17 protein-coding genes are annotated in these 16,287 nt (G+C 56.4%); 8 read left to right on the top strand and 9 right to left on the bottom strand.

The window, feature by feature from the left end:
• Positions 1 to 1,941 (bottom strand): esterase EstP, encoded by a 1,941-nt coding sequence (gene estP / locus ACWKWM_RS25065; protein ID WP_483848695.1) that lies wholly within the window; start codon positions 1,939 to 1,941, stop codon positions 1 to 3.
• Between the two features lie 472 nt (positions 1,942 to 2,413).
• Between estP and ACWKWM_RS25060 the strand changes: the two genes are divergently transcribed.
• From ACWKWM_RS25060 to ACWKWM_RS25045, 4 genes are all read left to right on the top strand, one after another.
• Positions 2,414 to 3,013: an aminodeoxychorismate/anthranilate synthase component II gene (locus ACWKWM_RS25060; RefSeq protein WP_483848694.1), complete on the top strand. Its 600-nt coding sequence runs from the start codon at positions 2,414 to 2,416 to the stop codon at positions 3,011 to 3,013.
• Positions 3,014 to 3,029: 16 nt separating this feature from the next.
• On the top strand, positions 3,030 to 4,079 hold the full coding sequence (gene trpD / locus ACWKWM_RS25055; RefSeq protein WP_483848765.1) for an anthranilate phosphoribosyltransferase: 1,050 nt from the start codon (positions 3,030 to 3,032) through the stop codon (positions 4,077 to 4,079).
• The gene (gene trpC, locus ACWKWM_RS25050; RefSeq protein WP_483848693.1) at positions 4,076 to 4,912 is read left to right on the top strand and encodes an indole-3-glycerol phosphate synthase TrpC; all 837 of its coding nucleotides are present in this window, start codon (positions 4,076 to 4,078) and stop codon (positions 4,910 to 4,912) included. Before trpD ends, trpC begins: the two co-directional genes overlap by 4 nt.
• A gap of 117 nt (positions 4,913 to 5,029) precedes the next feature.
• Positions 5,030 to 5,725, top strand: coding sequence for a lipoate--protein ligase family protein (locus ACWKWM_RS25045; protein WP_483848692.1), 696 nt, complete (start codon positions 5,030 to 5,032; stop codon positions 5,723 to 5,725).
• A 21-nt stretch (positions 5,726 to 5,746) separates the two neighbouring features.
• On the opposite strand, the gene crp is transcribed toward ACWKWM_RS25045, so the two are convergent.
• On the bottom strand, positions 5,747 to 6,391 hold the full coding sequence (crp, locus tag ACWKWM_RS25040; protein ID WP_483848691.1) for a cAMP-activated global transcriptional regulator CRP: 645 nt from the start codon (positions 6,389 to 6,391) through the stop codon (positions 5,747 to 5,749).
• Positions 6,392 to 6,598: 207 nt separating this feature from the next.
• Here crp and ACWKWM_RS25035 point away from each other — a divergent pair, with 207 nt between their 5' ends.
• A complete protein-coding gene (locus tag ACWKWM_RS25035; RefSeq protein WP_483838947.1) occupies positions 6,599 to 7,021 on the top strand; it encodes an OsmC family protein in 423 nt (140 codons plus the stop codon).
• A 53-nt stretch (positions 7,022 to 7,074) separates the two neighbouring features.
• Here the strand turns inward: ACWKWM_RS25035 and coq7 are convergent, their stop codons facing one another.
• From coq7 to hemJ, 5 genes are all read right to left on the bottom strand, one after another.
• Positions 7,075 to 7,722: a 2-polyprenyl-3-methyl-6-methoxy-1,4-benzoquinone monooxygenase gene (gene coq7 / locus ACWKWM_RS25030; RefSeq protein WP_483848690.1), complete on the bottom strand. Its 648-nt coding sequence runs from the start codon at positions 7,720 to 7,722 to the stop codon at positions 7,075 to 7,077.
• Positions 7,723 to 7,843: 121 nt separating this feature from the next.
• The gene (locus ACWKWM_RS25025; protein ID WP_483838945.1) at positions 7,844 to 8,182 is read right to left on the bottom strand and encodes a histidine triad nucleotide-binding protein; all 339 of its coding nucleotides are present in this window, start codon (positions 8,180 to 8,182) and stop codon (positions 7,844 to 7,846) included.
• Positions 8,183 to 8,262: 80 nt separating this feature from the next.
• Entirely contained in the window at positions 8,263 to 9,048 is a 786-nt protein-coding gene (locus tag ACWKWM_RS25020) for an SDR family NAD(P)-dependent oxidoreductase (RefSeq protein WP_483848689.1), read from the bottom strand.
• Between the two features lie 57 nt (positions 9,049 to 9,105).
• Entirely contained in the window at positions 9,106 to 10,017 is a 912-nt protein-coding gene (locus ACWKWM_RS25015) for a DUF805 domain-containing protein (protein WP_483848688.1), read from the bottom strand.
• A gap of 47 nt (positions 10,018 to 10,064) precedes the next feature.
• Entirely contained in the window at positions 10,065 to 10,490 is a 426-nt protein-coding gene (hemJ, locus tag ACWKWM_RS25010; RefSeq protein WP_483848687.1) for a protoporphyrinogen oxidase HemJ, read from the bottom strand.
• 134 nt (positions 10,491 to 10,624) lie between these two features.
• Between hemJ and argC the strand changes: the two genes are divergently transcribed.
• The gene (gene argC, locus ACWKWM_RS25005; protein WP_483848686.1) at positions 10,625 to 11,659 is read left to right on the top strand and encodes an N-acetyl-gamma-glutamyl-phosphate reductase; all 1,035 of its coding nucleotides are present in this window, start codon (positions 10,625 to 10,627) and stop codon (positions 11,657 to 11,659) included.
• Between the two features lie 180 nt (positions 11,660 to 11,839).
• Positions 11,840 to 12,190, top strand: coding sequence for an iron-sulfur cluster insertion protein ErpA (gene erpA / locus ACWKWM_RS25000; protein ID WP_268798254.1), 351 nt, complete (start codon positions 11,840 to 11,842; stop codon positions 12,188 to 12,190).
• A 61-nt stretch (positions 12,191 to 12,251) separates the two neighbouring features.
• Here the strand turns inward: erpA and ACWKWM_RS24995 are convergent, their stop codons facing one another.
• Positions 12,252 to 13,343: an anhydro-N-acetylmuramic acid kinase gene (locus ACWKWM_RS24995; protein WP_483848685.1), complete on the bottom strand. Its 1,092-nt coding sequence runs from the start codon at positions 13,341 to 13,343 to the stop codon at positions 12,252 to 12,254.
• Between the two features lie 3 nt (positions 13,344 to 13,346).
• The gene (locus tag ACWKWM_RS24990) at positions 13,347 to 14,777 is read right to left on the bottom strand and encodes a peptidoglycan DD-metalloendopeptidase family protein (protein WP_483848684.1); all 1,431 of its coding nucleotides are present in this window, start codon (positions 14,775 to 14,777) and stop codon (positions 13,347 to 13,349) included.
• Between the two features lie 219 nt (positions 14,778 to 14,996).
• Between ACWKWM_RS24990 and tyrS the strand changes: the two genes are divergently transcribed.
• A complete protein-coding gene (gene tyrS, locus ACWKWM_RS24985; RefSeq protein ID WP_483848764.1) occupies positions 14,997 to 16,208 on the top strand; it encodes a tyrosine--tRNA ligase in 1,212 nt (403 codons plus the stop codon).
• Positions 16,209 to 16,287 lie beyond the last annotated feature (79 nt).

Raw genomic sequence — 16,287 nt, 5'->3', positions numbered from 1 at the left:
TCAAAAATCCAGACTCACCGCCAGATTGACCCCCTGCTGTGTCACATCATCATTCTTGCGCCAGTTGTATCCCGCACGCAGGGTTAAATCCTGCATCAACCGCTGACTCACTCCAAGGCTTGCGCGATTCAAACTGCGCTGCGGTTCATATCCTTCCAGATTGAAATCAATCCCAGGCACGCTGTTCAGCGCAATCGTCACGTCCTGCTGATCGTTATCGAACTCACGCTCATGGGCAAACTCGCCGAACACCTGAGTGCTCGGCGTAACGTCGAACTTGCCCTGCAGGCCCGCACCCAGTCGTTTTGAGCGACGTGTCTGATCATCGAATGACAACGCCGTCGAACGCGTGCTTCTCTCCGAATAGCCGTCCACATCGACGTGGGCGTAATCGGCGCTGATGAACGGCGACAAATGCCAGCGGCTACTGAGTTGTGCGATATCAAATCCGAGCCGCCCACTCAGCGCCCAGAGATTGCCATCGGTATCACCTTTCTCGGCGCCCTCGCTGACGCCCAGCGCGAACTTGCGCTTCAGATTGTCGTAGTCCTGTTTGCCGCCCGACGCTGCCAGGTCTGCCCACCAATGATTGGCTTGAAACTGGACAAAGGCAGTGGCGATGTAGCTGTTGAGTTTGTAGTCCGAATCCTTGGGGCCGGCTTCCAATGCTTGCCGATAGGCTCCTGCCACCAGGCCCGCGCGCCAGTCTTCGGCGAAACGATAGCTGCTACCCACTGTGACGTTGTAGCCATGACCGTCGGCTTTGGCGGAATTGCTCTGAGTATCGAAATCCAGTTTCTGACCGCCGCCGGCGACGATGGCGCGCCACTCTCCAACGTTCTGCCAATTGCCCCAATCCGCCAGCCACTGGCTGCGCAACTCATCCTGTTGAGCGCGCAACGTGCCGGTGGCCATTTCCGGGAGCAGGGTGATTTCCCACGGCGCCGACAGAATCGAATAACCGTAGTCAGCGATCAGTCGCTGGCCGGCGACAGTCGGGTGAACGCCGTCGTTGAACAGTAGTTTTGTAGGATCGGGTGTCGCGCTGTCGATACCGAAGGCTTGGTTCTGCCTACAACTATTGCCGCTGAAACAGGTACTCACCAGGTTTTGATCGGCTGCCAGACCGTAGCGCGCAGGTTCAGCCAGTACATCGCGAATCAGGCCAGGTACGTTAAGCGGGATGATCTCGGCGTCGATCCGGCTAAGTCGCGCAATAAGCTGCTGATTGAACACGCCGCTGAGCAAAGTGGACGGCACCTGCAGCGGCGTGCCGAACACAGCTGGCGTCTGGCCGATGTCGGGCAGCATCCAGACCATGATGTAACGGGCTCCAGCTTGCTGCAGAACCTGGGCGCCATTGGCCAGATTGTTTGCGGCGGCCACTGCCTGGCTTGGGCTGAGCACCCGGCCCTGGAGAAAATCGTTACCCCCGCCAGTCAGGTAATACAGGGCGTTCGGGTCGGCTTTCAGGTTATTGGCAACCAGATAACCCGGTTTTTCCCGGAACACAGTTTCGACGCCAGTCGTGATGTCGGTGTTGGCAATCTGGGATTGAGTAGTTATGGCCTCAAGGATCTGATCAGTCCTGTCGCCACCGACTGCCCAATTGTTGCCATCGGCCAAACCGAGCGCCTGCCGAACGGGTGATGTGGAGGCAGCCAGATCACCAGGCGCAACGCCGAGCATGCCGCCCAGCAATGTGGATGAATTCAGGCCGTAGATTTCACCGCTTCCATTTTGATACGTAGGACCGGTCCGATTGCTGAAGCGAAGCGTCGCGCCTTGCGGACCGCCCGCATCAGGGAATTGCCCGGCGTCGGCGAGGCTGTCGCCGAATACGACCATGGTTGAGTAAGGGGAGGAGGCTGCCACTGCGGAGGAACAGGCAAGCGTGAGCAAACAGGCCGCGAACGGCAATGACAGGTTGGGCTTGAGCATCGGGCAGTCCTTTCTTTTTTTTATGAGTCCGTACGACAAGGTAGCAGCCACCTCCGGGGGCGCCAGTCGCCCCGTCCTTTCGAACATGCTTGTGAGCGGTATAAAAGACGCCGAACTGCAACGCATATGAGATGAAATTCAGTCAAATGCCCTGTGTTGCCCGCCGTCCGGGCACTGCGATATTGCACGGTATGCGTCGGTACGCTACTGTGCCGCAACGTACGAATGAGACCTCTCCTGTGTCTATTGTCAGCAAACTCTTGATGCGCGTTATCAAGGCTCACGCCCGTTGGCGTTGGCGCGCCTGACTATTTCCCTGCCGGCCATGCCGGACCTGTATTGATTTGCCTTCTGAAATCTCCGGTTTGACCGCCTCGCCCTAAACTCTGGCGACCACAATGGCGGGCACATCTGCGAGCACAAAACGCGGAAGGCAACGTTTGAAGTCAGACATTCAAAAGGTTGAGCACACATGCTGCTGATGATCGATAACTACGACTCTTTTACCTATAACGTCGTGCAGTACCTGGGCGAACTGGGCGCCGACGTAAAAGTGATCCGCAATGACGAATTGACCCTCGCCGAAATCGAAGCGCTGAACCCTGAGCGCATAGTCGTATCCCCCGGCCCTTGCACCCCGAACGAAGCTGGCGTTTCGCTCGATGTCATCAAGCATTTTGCCGGCAAACTCCCGGTGCTCGGCGTCTGCCTCGGCCATCAGTCCATCGGCCAGGCTTTCGGCGGTGATGTAGTCCGGGCTCGTCAGGTAATGCACGGCAAGACCAGTGACCTGATCCACGAAGACCAAGGCGTATTCGAAGGCCTGAAACATCCATTGACCGTCACGCGATATCACTCGCTTGTGGTCAAGCGCGAAACACTTCCTGACTGCCTGGAAATGACCGCCTGGACTCAGCTTGAAGACGGCTCGGTCGATGAGATCATGGGCTTGCGTCACAAGACGCTGAACGTCGAGGGTGTGCAGTTTCACCCCGAGTCGATTCTTTCCGAGCAGGGCCATGAGCTGTTCGCCAACTTCCTCAAGCAAACCGGCGGCACCCGTCAGGGTTAAGGACACGCAGATGGCTATCGATATCAAAACCGCGCTGGGCCGGGTTGTAAATCAACTGGATCTGAGCACGGAAGAAATGAGCGACGTCATGCGCGAAATCATGACCGGCCAATGTACCCAGGCGCAGATCGGCGCGTTCCTGATGGGCATGCGAATGAAGAGCGAAAGCATCGACGAAATCGTCGGTGCGGTGTCGGTCATGCGTGAGCTGGCTGACAAGGTTGAACTGAAAACCCTCGACGGCGTGGTCGACATCGTCGGCACCGGCGGCGACGGCGCGAATATTTTCAACGTTTCGACGGCCTCTGCATTCGTCATTGCAGCCGCCGGTTGCACTGTTGCCAAGCACGGCAACCGGGCAGTTTCGGGTAAAAGCGGCAGCGCTGACTTGCTGGAAGCTGCGGGCGTGTATTTGAACCTGACCCCTGTACAAGTGGCGCGCTGCATCGACAGCGTTGGCATCGGATTCATGTTCGCGCAGTCCCATCACGGTGCCATGAAACACGCGGCCGGCCCTCGCAAAGAGCTGGGCCTGCGCACGCTGTTCAACATGCTCGGCCCGCTGACCAATCCCGCAGGCGTCAAACATCAGGTGGTCGGCGTGTTCAGCCAGGCACTTTGCCGTCCGTTGGCCGAAGTCCTGTTGCGCATGGGCAGCAAACACGTATTGGTCGTGCATTCTCAGGATGGTCTGGACGAGTTCAGTCTGGCCGCACCGACCTTCGTTGCCGAACTGAAAAATGGCGAAGTGACCGAATATTGGGTGCAACCCGAGGACTTGGGCATCAAGAGCCAGAGCTTGTTTGGTCTGGTGGTCGACAGCCCGGCGCAGTCCTTGGAATTGATTCGTGACGCCTTGGGTCGTCGCAAAACCGAAAACGGCCAGAAAGCCGCCGAGATGATCGTGCTCAATGCGGGCGCTGCGCTTTACGCGGCCGATCATGCGTATACGCTCAAAGAAGGCGTGGCGTTGGCGCACGATGCTTTGCACACAGGCCTGGCTCGGGAAAAACTGGAAGAATTGGGTGCCTTTACCGCGGTATTCAAGCAGGAGAATGAAGGATGAGTGTCCCAACGGTTCTGGAAAAGATCCTGGCTCGCAAGGCAGAAGAAATCGCCGAGCGCCGGGCCCGGGTCAGCGTGGCTGATCTGCAAAGCCTGATCTCAATGGCCGATGCGCCGCGCGGGTTTGCCAATGCGTTGATCGAGCAGGCCAAGCGCAGGCAGCCAGCAGTCATCGCCGAGATCAAAAAGGCATCACCGAGCAAAGGCGTGATTCGCGAGCATTTTCAGCCTGCTGAAATTGCCAAGAGCTACGAAGCGGGCGGGGCGACCTGTTTATCCGTGCTGACGGACATCGATTTCTTTCAGGGCGCTGACGCTTACTTGAAGGAAGCTCGCTCGGCGTGTTCGCTGCCGGTGATCCGCAAGGACTTCATGATCGATCCTTATCAGATCATCGAGTCCCGCGCGCTGGGCGCCGACTGCATCCTGCTGATCGTTTCCGCTCTGGATGACGTGAAAATGGCCGAACTGGCTTCGGTGGCTAAAGAAGTCGGTTTGGATGTATTGGTTGAAGTCCACGATGGCGATGAGCTCGAACGCGCGCTCAAAACCTTGGACACGCCACTGATCGGCGTCAATAACCGTAATTTGCACACCTTCGAAGTCAGCCTGGAAAACACGCTTGACCTGCTGCCGCGTATTCCCCGTGATCGCTTGGTGGTCACCGAGAGTGGCATTTTGAATCGTGCGGATGTCGAATTGATGGAAATCAGCGATGTCTACGCGTTTCTGGTCGGCGAGACGTTCATGCGTGCCGAGCATCCGGGCGTGGAATTACAGCGATTGTTCTTCCCCGAGAAAGGCGTACCGGTTAAATCCCAACCACTGGATTGAATAGCCGCGATCTTCTGTAGGAGCGAACTTGTTCGCGAAGCGTTTAGCGGGTACGTATCTATAATCGCTTCGCTAACAAGCTGGCTCCTACAGACGTGCTCCCATAAGGGAATCACCATGTCCGCTCAGATCATCGACATTTGCACAGAAGCAGGCCTCAAAGCCGAGCAGGACTTACTGGCTTCGGTCTGCGCGGGCGATGCCGACTACGGCCTGCTGTTCTGGCGTCCCAATGACCGGTCCTTGGTGATGCCGCGTCGTCTGAGCCGTCTCGACGGTTTTGTCGAAGCCGGTGAGACGTTGTCCGAGCTTGGTTGGCCGGTGCTGCTGCGCGAAAGCGGTGGCGAACCGGTGCCGCAATCGCCCTCCACAGTGAATATCGCGCTCGTCTATGTGCAGCCCTCGTCTGATCTGGACAAAGATCGGATCGAAAAAGCCTACCTGCGTTTGTGTCAGCCGATCCTTGATGCCCTGACGGCGCTTGGGGGCAACGCTTCACTGGGAGAAGTCGAAGGCGCTTTTTGCGACGGTCGTTTCAACGTCAATCTTGATGGCCGCAAAATGGTCGGCACCGCGCAACGCTGGCGCCAGAGCCAGGGCGGCAAACGCCCTGTGGTCCTGGCTCATGGCGCAATGCTGCTGGATGACGAGCGTCTGGAGATGGTCAACGCCGTCAACCGCTTCAATGAAATGTGCGACTTGGAACAGCGTTGCCGTGCGCAAAGCCATATCGCCTTGCATGAGCTGTTTGACGCGCCAGAGTTTCTGACTCGGTTGAGCGAGAGTTACGGTCGTCTGCTTTGTGCGCTGTAAGCGAGTACTTAACGCTGTTGTTCAACGCGTCCCGAATACCACCATCGTCTTTCCCCTGACGTGTACCAGGTTCTGTTCCTGCAGCGATTTCAGAACCCGTCCTACCATCTCCCGAGAACAACCCACGATGCGCCCGATTTCCTGACGGGTGATCTTGATCTGCATGCCGTCCGGGTGGGTCATCGCGTCGGGTTGTTTGCACAGCTCCAGCAAGCTGCGAGCGACTCGCCCCGTTACATCGAGGAATGCCAGATCACCGACTTTGCGTGTGGTATTGCGCAAGCGCTCGGCCATTTGCCCGCCGATGGCGTACATCAGTTCCGGATCGTGCAGGCTTAGTTCGCGGAATTTGGTGTAGCTGATCTCGGCAATTTCGCACTCGGTCTTGGCTCGAACCCACGCGCTGCGCTGGGGATCGGTGCTAGGTGCCTGGAACAGTCCTAATTCCCCGAAGAAATCTCCGGTATTGAGGTAGGCAACGATCATCTCGCGGCCTTCGTTGTCCTCGATCAGAATCGTCACCGAGCCTTTTATGATCAGGTAAAGCGATTCGGAGTGTTCACCGGCAGCAATGATGGTGCTTTTTGCTGGGCATCGGCGTTTTTGCGAGTAGGGGAGAAGCTTATCGGTTATTTTCGGTTTAGCTGTGAGGCTCACGGCAACCATGGCTGCATCCCGTAAAAAACTGCGCCCTGAGGCATTCTTAGTGGTATCGGCAGTATTTCTGATTTACCACAGCTCTAGGGCGGCATTTGAAGTTTTTTTCGGATATTTCCTACATTTTTGTCGCTAACCGACATTTCAGTCGCATCCAGTGTCAGCAAGGCCCTGTGCTAAGCTGGCCGCCATTTTTCAAACAGTGGAGTGGTGGCGATGAAGGCACGCATCCAATGGGCGGGTGAAGCCATGTTTCTCGGCGAATCCGGCAGCGGTCATGTGGTAGTGATGGACGGGGCGCCGGAAAGCGGCGGTCGAAATCTGGGCGCACGGCCGATGGAGATGGTGCTGATCGGACTGGGCGGCTGCAGTAACTTTGATGTTGTGAGCATTTTAAAGAAAGCCCGTCAGCCCATCGAGAGCTGTGAGGCGTTTCTGGAAGCTGAGCGCGCAACCGAAGACCCGAAGGTGTTCACCAAGATTCACCTGCATTTCGTGGTCAAGGGCCGTGGTTTGAAAGAGCCGCAGGTCAAGCGTGCGATCGAGTTGTCAGCAGAAAAGTACTGCTCAGCGTCGATCATGCTGGGTAATGCCGGCGTCGAAATCACCCATGACTACGAAATCGTAGAGTTGGGTTAATCGGCAAGACGAAAAAAGGCGCCTATCCAGGCGCCTTTTTTTGCGTATCAGGATCAAATCCGATACGTGCTCTTGGTCATGACCTTGGCCAAAATACTCATTCCAAACCGGACCGGCGCGGGGAAGCGAAAACCACCCGCGTCCAGAGCGCTTTCTGCATGCTGTGCCTCGTCGGCATGCATCTGTTCTAGAATCGCGCGAGACTTCTTGTCTTCAATGGGCAACTCAACCAAGTGCTCATTCAGATGTTTGCACACTTGATGTTCGGTAGCCGCCACGAAACCCAGGCTGACTTTGTCGCTGATCAATCCAGCCACGGCGCCGATGCCAAACGACATGCCGTAAAACAGCGGATTCAGCACGCTGGTTTGGCTGTTTAACTGGTGAATGCGTTGTTCGCACCAGACCAGATGATCAATCTCCTCTTCGGCCGCATGCTCCATTGCCTTGCGCACTTGAGGGAGCTTGGCGGTTAGCGCCTGGCCCTGGTAAAGCGCCTGCGCACAGACTTCGCCGGTGTGGTTGATCCGCATGAGGCCTGCAACATGTTTAGTGTCGACATCACTCATTTTGGTATCAGGCTGGACGATGGCTGGCGATGGACGATGAGCGTGGGCGCTGGACGGCAGCAGCGTTTTCATCGCAGCGTCGGCCTGCAGCAGAAAGCGGTCGATAGGGGAATAGTGACGTTCGGTAGCCATGGGCACCTCCGGAAAATCTTGGGGCCAGTCTAACGCAATCGCGGGGGCAGGGCTTGAGCGGTGTCAGCCAGACGAAGCGGGTGTAGAGCGTCGTCGGCTGTTAAGTCATTGAAATCGCGACTCAGCCCGGCGGCCAGGTCATCTGACGTTTGCCCAGCACGTGCATGTGAATGTGATAAACGGTCTGGCCACCTTTCTCGTTGGTGTTCATGGCGACACGAAAACCGTCTTCGCAACCCAGCTCTTTGGCGAGGCGTTGTGCTGTGAAGAGGATATGACCCAGCAGGGGTTTATCTTCTTCAGTGACATCGTTAAGCGTGCGGATGGGTTTTTTCGGGATGACCAGAAAATGAACCGGCGCTTGCGGAGCAATGTCGTGAAAGGCCAGCACTTGGTCATCTTCGTAGATGATCTTCGCTGGAATCTCTCGGTTAATGATCTTGGTGAACAGCGTCTCCACAGTGTTTTGCTCCCTTCTCATTGGGTGATGGGCCGAGTGTACTGAGCGCATCGGAGTGCGCCCAGTCGTTTCTCGACGGCTCAGGGCGTGATTCTGGATTTGATCAGTGAGCCCCAGATTTTGCGGCTCATCCAGCGCGTGCCGAATTTGGGGGCGCTGGTGATCAGCTTGTTGCGCCAACCGGGAATAATTACCGCCCGGTTTTTATCGAGTGCGCGCACGGTGTAAAGCGCGACCTCTTCGGCGGTCATGGTCTTGTCGCTGGTGAATTTGTCAGTTTCAAGCTGCGCTGTGCGGAAAAAACCTGTGCGCGTCGGGCCGGGGCACAGCACGGAAATCTTCACGCCGGTCTTTTTCAGCTCTTCGCGCAGCCCTTCGGAAAAGTGCAACACATAAGCTTTGCTGGCTGCATACACGCTCATCCAGGGGCCGGGCAGAAACGCCATGGTCGACGCCACATTGAGGATCTGGCCACCGCCCTGAACCGCCATCAAATTGCCCACGGTGTGACAAAGACGCGTAAGTGCCAGAACGTTGAGATCAAGCAGGTCTTGTTCCTGAGCCCATTCCTGGGCAAGAAAAGGCCCGCTGTTGCCAATCCCGGCGCAGTTGACCAGCAGATCAATCTTGCGCTCGCCATCTTCCAGTTCCAGCAGGAAGCCGGAGAGCCGTAACGGCTCGCCGAGGTCACAGGCACGAATCAGGACCTCGACGCCAAAGCGCTGATTGAATTCAAGTGCGATGGTTTCAAGCAAATCGCGCTGGCGGGCTACCAGAATCAGACTGCGACCCCGGCGTGCCAGTGCTTCGGCCATTGCCAGGCCAATGCCGCTGGAAGCACCTGTGATCAGGGCGTAACGGGTCATGCATTTCTCCAAAACGGGTATTGCGCGTATTCAGGCGACTTCCTTGCCGCCAAGGCGTTATTGATCGTCGTCGTCGGAAGAATCAGCGGAGCTTGAAGGATCTGCGGGTTGCGTGGTGTTGGTGTCGTCATCGTACGGCAGTGTCTGTTCATATTCGCTGGTGGTTATCTCGACTTCATCTTTGAACGTCTGAAGTCCACCCATGAGCACACCGACAGCAATAATGATCATCGCAGGCACCCACAGTGCCGCGAGAATCTTTACTCCTTTGCTGTTCGGCGGTTGGGGCGCGCCATACTGGTTGGGCCCGGTATTGCCTGGTACTGCCATCATTAGAAACGGAAAGACGCTGCCCACGAATGGCACCAGATTGAGGAGCAGCAACCAGGCCGACCAGCCGGCGTCATGCAGGCGTTGCGCACCTATCTGAATGCTGACAACCAGAAACACCACGAAGGCCACGGTCCCGAACAGTCCGCCAGTGATCAGCGACATGCTCATGAGCGTCATACACACCGCGAACATGATCAGCGCTACGAACATCAGCACCATGCTCCACGCCAGGTAACGCAGACGTCCGATGCGTCCTTGCACGGTGAACACTTTCAGCTCGCCAACGTCCGGCCACTTCTGAGCAACGGCGGAGCGGGGCGGTGCATAGGGCGAAGTTGCGACTGACTCCAAGGCCGGGCGTGGAGCGTGTGGCTCTTCTATTTCCTCCAGGCTCAGTGCAACGGGAGCTTCAAGCTCGATTCGCGCGTCTACTCCCGCGTCGTTCAAAGCTTTCAAATATCGCTCGGCGTCGTCGTGGGTCAGGCCGCGCTTGACGGTCACAGGCCTGCCGCTGAAAAGCCGTTCGATCGCAGCAACATCGGATTTGAATAACTGGGCAAGATTGAGCTTCGCGGTCTGGAGTTCGACCCCGTTGCGCAAGCTGCCCTCGAATACGATCTTGAAGTGTTCCGCCATACTCGGCTTCCTTGTCTGGGATTAACGACGCTGGTGTGCGCTCGACATCAGAACGGCTTGACCACCACCAAGATGACGATAGCCAGCAATATCAAAACAGGTACTTCGTTGAACCAGCGATAGAACACATGGCTGCGACCATTTTCGCCGCGAGCGAAGCGTTTGACCTGGGCGCCGCAGACATGGTGATAGCCGATCAGCAAGACGACCAGCGTCAGTTTGGCGTGTAGCCAGCCTTGTGACATGAACCCCGGAGCCAGAATCACCAGCCATATGCCGAAGATGAGTGTCGCAATCATTGCCGGGCCCATGATGCCCCGATACAGCTTGCGCTCCATGGTGCAAAACCGTTCACGGCTAACGGCGTCTTCGCTCATTGAGTGATATACGAACAGGCGGGGGAGGTAGAAGAGGGCTGCAAACCAGCAGACCATCGAGACAATGTGCAGCGCTTTAATCCACAGATAGAGCATTTTTTGGTTATCCAGGTTCACGGTAAGCCAAATAGTAGTGGCTTGAGCGCCCGTACGTCACGTTCGCGGTTGTCCCGAAGGCGCTACGCCCATATTATCGACCGCTTTCCAGTTGGATCGTAAAGGGGCAGGTCATGGTCAAGGTCGGTATCGTCGGCGGCACGGGTTACACCGGCGTCGAGTTGCTGCGTCTTCTTGCGCAGCACCCAGAGGCAGAAGTGGTCGCAATCACTTCGCGCTCCGAGGCAGGCTTGCCTGTCGCTGACATGTATCCCAACCTGCGAGGCCACTACGACGGTTTGGCATTCAGCGTGCCGGACGTGAAAGTCCTTGGCGCCTGCGACGTGGTGTTTTTCGCCACCCCGCACGGTGTGGCGCACGCACTGGCCGGCGAGTTGCTGGATGCAGGCACCAAGGTCATCGACTTGTCAGCTGACTTCCGATTGCAGGACCCAATCGAATGGGCCAAGTGGTACAACCAGCCCCATGGCGCACCGGACTTGCTGAACGAAGCGGTCTACGGGCTGCCGGAAGTTAATCGGGAAAAAATCCGCGGCGCCCGTCTGATTGCCGTACCAGGTTGCTATCCAACCGCCGCGCAACTCGGCTTCTTGCCATTGCTCGAAGCGGGTCTGGCTGACCCAGCGCGCTTGATCGCGGACTGCAAGTCCGGTGTGAGCGGCGCCGGTCGTGGCTTGAACGTCGGTTCGTTGTTCGCCGAAGCCAGTGAAAGCTTCAAGGCCTACGCCGTCAAAGGTCACCGTCATTTGCCGGAAATCAGTCAGGGCTTGCGTCGCGCAGCGGGTGGCGATGTCGGGTTGACGTTCGTTCCCCATCTGGTGCCGATGATTCGTGGCATTCACGCCACGTTGTATTCCACCGTTGTCGACAAGTCAGTTGATCTGCAGGCCTTGTTCGAAAAACGTTATGCCAACGAGCCGTTTGTCGATGTGATGCCAGCCGGCAGTCACCCGGAAACCCGCAGCGTGCGCGGTGCGAACGTGTGCCGCATTGCCGTGCACCGTCCTCAGGATGGTGATTTGGTGGTGGTTTTGTCGGTCATCGACAATCTGGTGAAGGGCGCGTCGGGTCAGGCAGTGCAGAACATGAACATCATGTTTGAGCTGAATGAGCGTCTGGGCCTGGCTCACGCGGGGATGTTGCCGTAACGGCGGCTGAACGCCTTAGCTTGAAGCTGCAAGCTATAAGCCAAATGAGTATGCAGTTAGCTTGCAGCTTATCGCTTGAAGCTTGTGGCTGCCGTCGGAATAGTTGACCAATTTTCTAGGAGAAGCGGATAATGCGCGTCATTACGCATTATGACGGCTTAACGCCGGGAGAAATTTAGCATGAGCGTCGAATCTTTCACGCCTACCGCTTTGGAATTCACCCACGGTGCCGCGCACAAGGTGAAAACTCTGGTTGATGAAGAGGGCAATGATCGCCTCAAGTTACGTGTGTTCGTGACAGGCGGCGGCTGTTCTGGTTTCCAATACGGTTTCACGTTCGATGAAGACGTAGCCGACGACGACACCATTGTCGAACGCGAAGGCGTGAGTCTGGTAGTCGATCCAATGAGCTTCCAGTACCTTGCTGGCGCTGAGGTGGATTATCAGGAAGGGCTGGAAGGTTCGCGATTTGTCATCAAGAACCCGAATGCTGCCACTACTTGCGGTTGTGGGTCGTCTTTCTCGATCTGACCGTCGAAAGCTGCAAACGAAAACGCCGCGCTATTGCGCGGCGTTTTGCTGTACGCGATTTTTAGGCCGGAAAGATGGCGCCCAACACCCGCAAGCCTTTGGCGCCCGTCACACTCGGGCGATTGGCCGGTACGCCTTCAAGCGCGCAATGCGCCAGCCAGGCAAACGCCATCGCCTCGACCCAGTCGGGATCGACACCAAACTCAGCGGTGCTGGTGACCTTGGTCTGAGGCAGGAGCGCGGCCAAGCGATCCATCAACGCCTTATTGTGGGCGCCGCCACCACAGACAAGGAGTTCTTTGGTCTGTGCCTGAGCTGACTGGAGCGACTCAGTGATGCTTAACGCTGTCACTTCCAGCAGCGTAGCTTGAACATCTTCTGGCTTGAGCGTCGGTAGCTGGAACAGGTGGTGGCGAACCCAGTTCAGGTTAAATACTTCACGGCCCGTGCTTTTAGGGCCGCGGGTCTGGAAGAACTGATCGCTGAGCAATGATTTCAGCAGAGCCGCATCAACTTGTCCGCTGGCTGCCCAAGCGCCATCTTTGTCGTAACTGTGCCCGCGTTGGGCCTGAATCCAGGCGTCGAGCAAAACGTTGCCTGGGCCGGAATCGAATCCGGAGACAGGCTTGTCGATTTCAATCAGGCTGAGATTACTGAAGCCGCCAATGTTCAGGACGGCACGGTAATCCTTGTTGTCGTCGAACAGGGCCTCGTGAAACGCCGGCACCAACGGAGCGCCTTGTCCGCCCGCCGCGATATCACGCTTGCGGAAATCACTCACCACGGTAATGCCCGTCAATTCTGCCAACAGTGCCGGATTGCCGATCTGCACGGTAAAGCCGCGTGCAGGCTCATGACGAATCGTTTGCCCGTGGCTGCCGATGGCGCGAATCTCGCCTGCGGAGACATTCTGTTGATCCAACAAGGCCAGAACGCCTTGCGCGGCCAGATGCACCCACTTCTGCTCGGCGATGCCAGCCCGCGCCAGTTCATCGGGACCGCTGGCACACAGGCCAAGCAGCTCTGCGCGTAAATCGTCGGGCATGGGAATGTAGTAGGTGCCGAGCAAACGCGGTCGGTCATCCTGCTCTACGAGAGCGAAGTCCAGCCCGTCAAGGCTGCTTCCAGACATAACACCTACATATAGAGTCATAGGTCAGCGCTTACTCGAGGCCAGCATGGTGGCCTTTTCCTGGTCCATGCGGGCCATCAAAGGTTGGCTCTCTTGCATGAACCGCTGTTTTTCGGATTTGGCTATAGGATCTGCCATTGGCAGCTTCTGACCTAGAGGGTCAACGTGCACGCCGTTTACCTGGAATTCGTAATGTAAATGAGGGCCTGTCGACAGACCGGTTGTTCCAATATAGCCGATGACTTGACCTTGTCGGACGCTACTTCCGGTTTGTACGCCTTTGGCGAAACCCTGCATGTGCCCGTAAAGCGTGCGATAGGTGTCGCCGTGCTGAATGATCACTGTATTACCGTAGCCACCGCGACGGCCCGCCAGCAGGACTTTGCCATCCCCGGTTGCTTTGATTGGCGTGCCACGCGGCGCTGCATAGTCGACGCCTTTGTGGGCGCGGATCTTGTTCAGGATCGGGTGCTTGCGGCCCATCGAAAACATCGAGCTGATGCGCGCGAAATCCACGGGGGTGCGAATGAATGCCTTACGCATGCTGTTGCCGTCAGCGGTGTAGTAATTGGTGTTGCCCTGTTTGTTGGTGTAGCGGACGGCGGAGTAGGTTTTGCCACGGTTGGTGAAGCGCGCTGACAGGATATTGCCGGTGCTGACGGTTTTACCGTTGACGACTTTCTGTTCATAGATAACGTCGAACTCATCGCCCTTGCGGATATCCTGAGCAAAGTCGACGTCGTAACCGAAGATTTTCGCCATGTCCATGGTCATGCTGTGGGACAGGCCAGCACGTTGGGCAGACAACGATAACGAGCTGTTGATCACGCCGTGAACATAGGCGGTGCGCACGTTCGGTTTGCTGACGTCACGGGTGAAGGTGTAGCCCTTGTCCGTGCGGGAAAGGCTGATGCTTTCCATGTCGTTGAGCTTGCTATGCAGTTGCTTGAGGTTGCCATCTGGCGACAGTTCAAACTGCAGGATCTGCCCGTTCTTCAGTTGGCTGAATTGTTTGGCCTGCCTGTCGCTGGTCATGACCTCGTGAACGGCAGTGGCTGGCAAACCTACTTTGCTGAAGAGGGTTGAAAGCGTATCGCCTTTAGAAACGACGACTTCTTTATGACTGACTGCTTTTTGCACGACAGCGGGGGTGGTTTTCGGTTTCTCGGATTGGGCGGTAGCAGTCGCTTCTGGTTCGCTCGTGCTTTCTTCAATCTCAGCGAAAGGTGAAGCCTGCGGCGGTTCTGTGGCTTGGGGCTGTTCTTGAGCGTCTTGTTCTGAGTTGAACTGATCGACCGGTGTCTCGAGGTCGAGGTTGATGTTCGTTCGCTTCGCTTCCACATCGCTGGAAGGAAAGACCAGAAGAGCCAGGCTCAGCAAAGCTGCGATGCCGCTCGCAGCCAGCAGGTGGGTCTTCGGATAAAGCGGGGGCGCTTTAGGCGGGGTGTCGTTCATAGGTTATTTTTGACTTTAAATAGATGAAGAGATGAAATGGAAAAGATGAATGACATGATGAAGATGAAATAACTGTATAAAATATAACCAAAACCTGCTCGAGGCAACCCTGCGAATGGATCAGTTTCCGATTCGCTGTGGTTCTGTGGGCAGATCTTGTAATTGGGTGCTGATCTTGTATGGTTGCTCCCCTTTGAATTAAGGCATTGCGGGGCTTTTATGAAGTCGGTTGAAGAACAGCTAGCGCTGATCAAGCGTGGCGCGGATGAACTCCTTGTCGAGTCCGAATTGGTCACGAAGCTCAAGCGCGGTCAGCCACTGCGCATCAAGGCTGGGTTCGATCCAACGGCCCCCGACCTTCATCTGGGTCATACCGTGCTTATTAATAAGCTGCGGCAGTTTCAGGAGTTGGGGCACCAAGTCATCTTTCTGATTGGTGACTTCACCGGCATGATCGGTGATCCAAGCGGCAAGAGCGCAACGCGCCCTCCGTTAACCCGTGAGCAGGTGCTGGACTACGCCGAGACTTACAAGGCCCAGGTGTTCAAGATTCTCGACCCCGCCAAAACCGAGGTGGCATTTAACTCTACCTGGATGGATCAGCTCAGTCCCGCCGACTTTATTCGTCTGTCTTCCCAATACACAGTGGCGCGCATGCTTGAGCGCGATGACTTCGACAAGCGTTACAAGTCGAACCAGTCCATCGCGATCCATGAGTTCCTTTACCCTCTGGTTCAGGGGTACGACTCCGTCGCTCTGCGTGCGGACGTCGAGCTGGGCGGTACGGATCAGAAATTCAATCTGCTGATGGGTCGTGAGCTTCAGCGTGCTTACGGTCAGGAAGCACAGTGCGTATTGACCATGCCTCTGCTGGAAGGCTTGGATGGCGTGAAGAAGATGTCCAAGTCGTTGGGCAACTACGTCGGGATTCAGGAAGCGCCGGGCATCATGTACAGCAAGTTGGTCTCTATCCCTGATGTCTTGATGTGGCGATACTTTGAATTGCTCAGCTTCCGTTCCATGGAAGAGATCGCCGGCTTCAAGGCTGATTGTGAGGCAGGCGCGAATCCGCGAGATATCAAAATCAAGCTGGCTGAAGAGATCGTGGCTCGTTTCCATGGCGACGAAGCTGCGGCTTCTGCCCATCGCGCTGCCGGTAATCGTATGAAGGATGGCGAGTTGCCAGAGGATTTGCCTGAGATATCTCTGACTGCATTTGATGATATGCCTATAGCAGCAGTGCTTAATAAGGCAGGGCTGGTCAAGAACTCTGCCGTTGCGCGTGATCTGCTGGCGTCGGGCAGTGTGCGTATAGATGGTGACGTGGTTGATCGCGGATTCGTGTTCAAGCAGGGCGCTACCCATGTATGTCAGGCTGGAAAGAAGGCGTTTGGGCGCATTACACTGGGTTTCGAAGAAAGTTCGAATTAAGTGTTGACGGCCCTGAGGATCTGTCTATAATTCGCCCCACTTCCGGCGCAGACGAAACGGAAAACTTCTTGAATATCAA

The sequence above is a fragment of the Pseudomonas rosaeacicularis genome (assembly GCF_057128745.1).
This window is presented reverse-complemented; position numbering and strand designations above follow the sequence as displayed.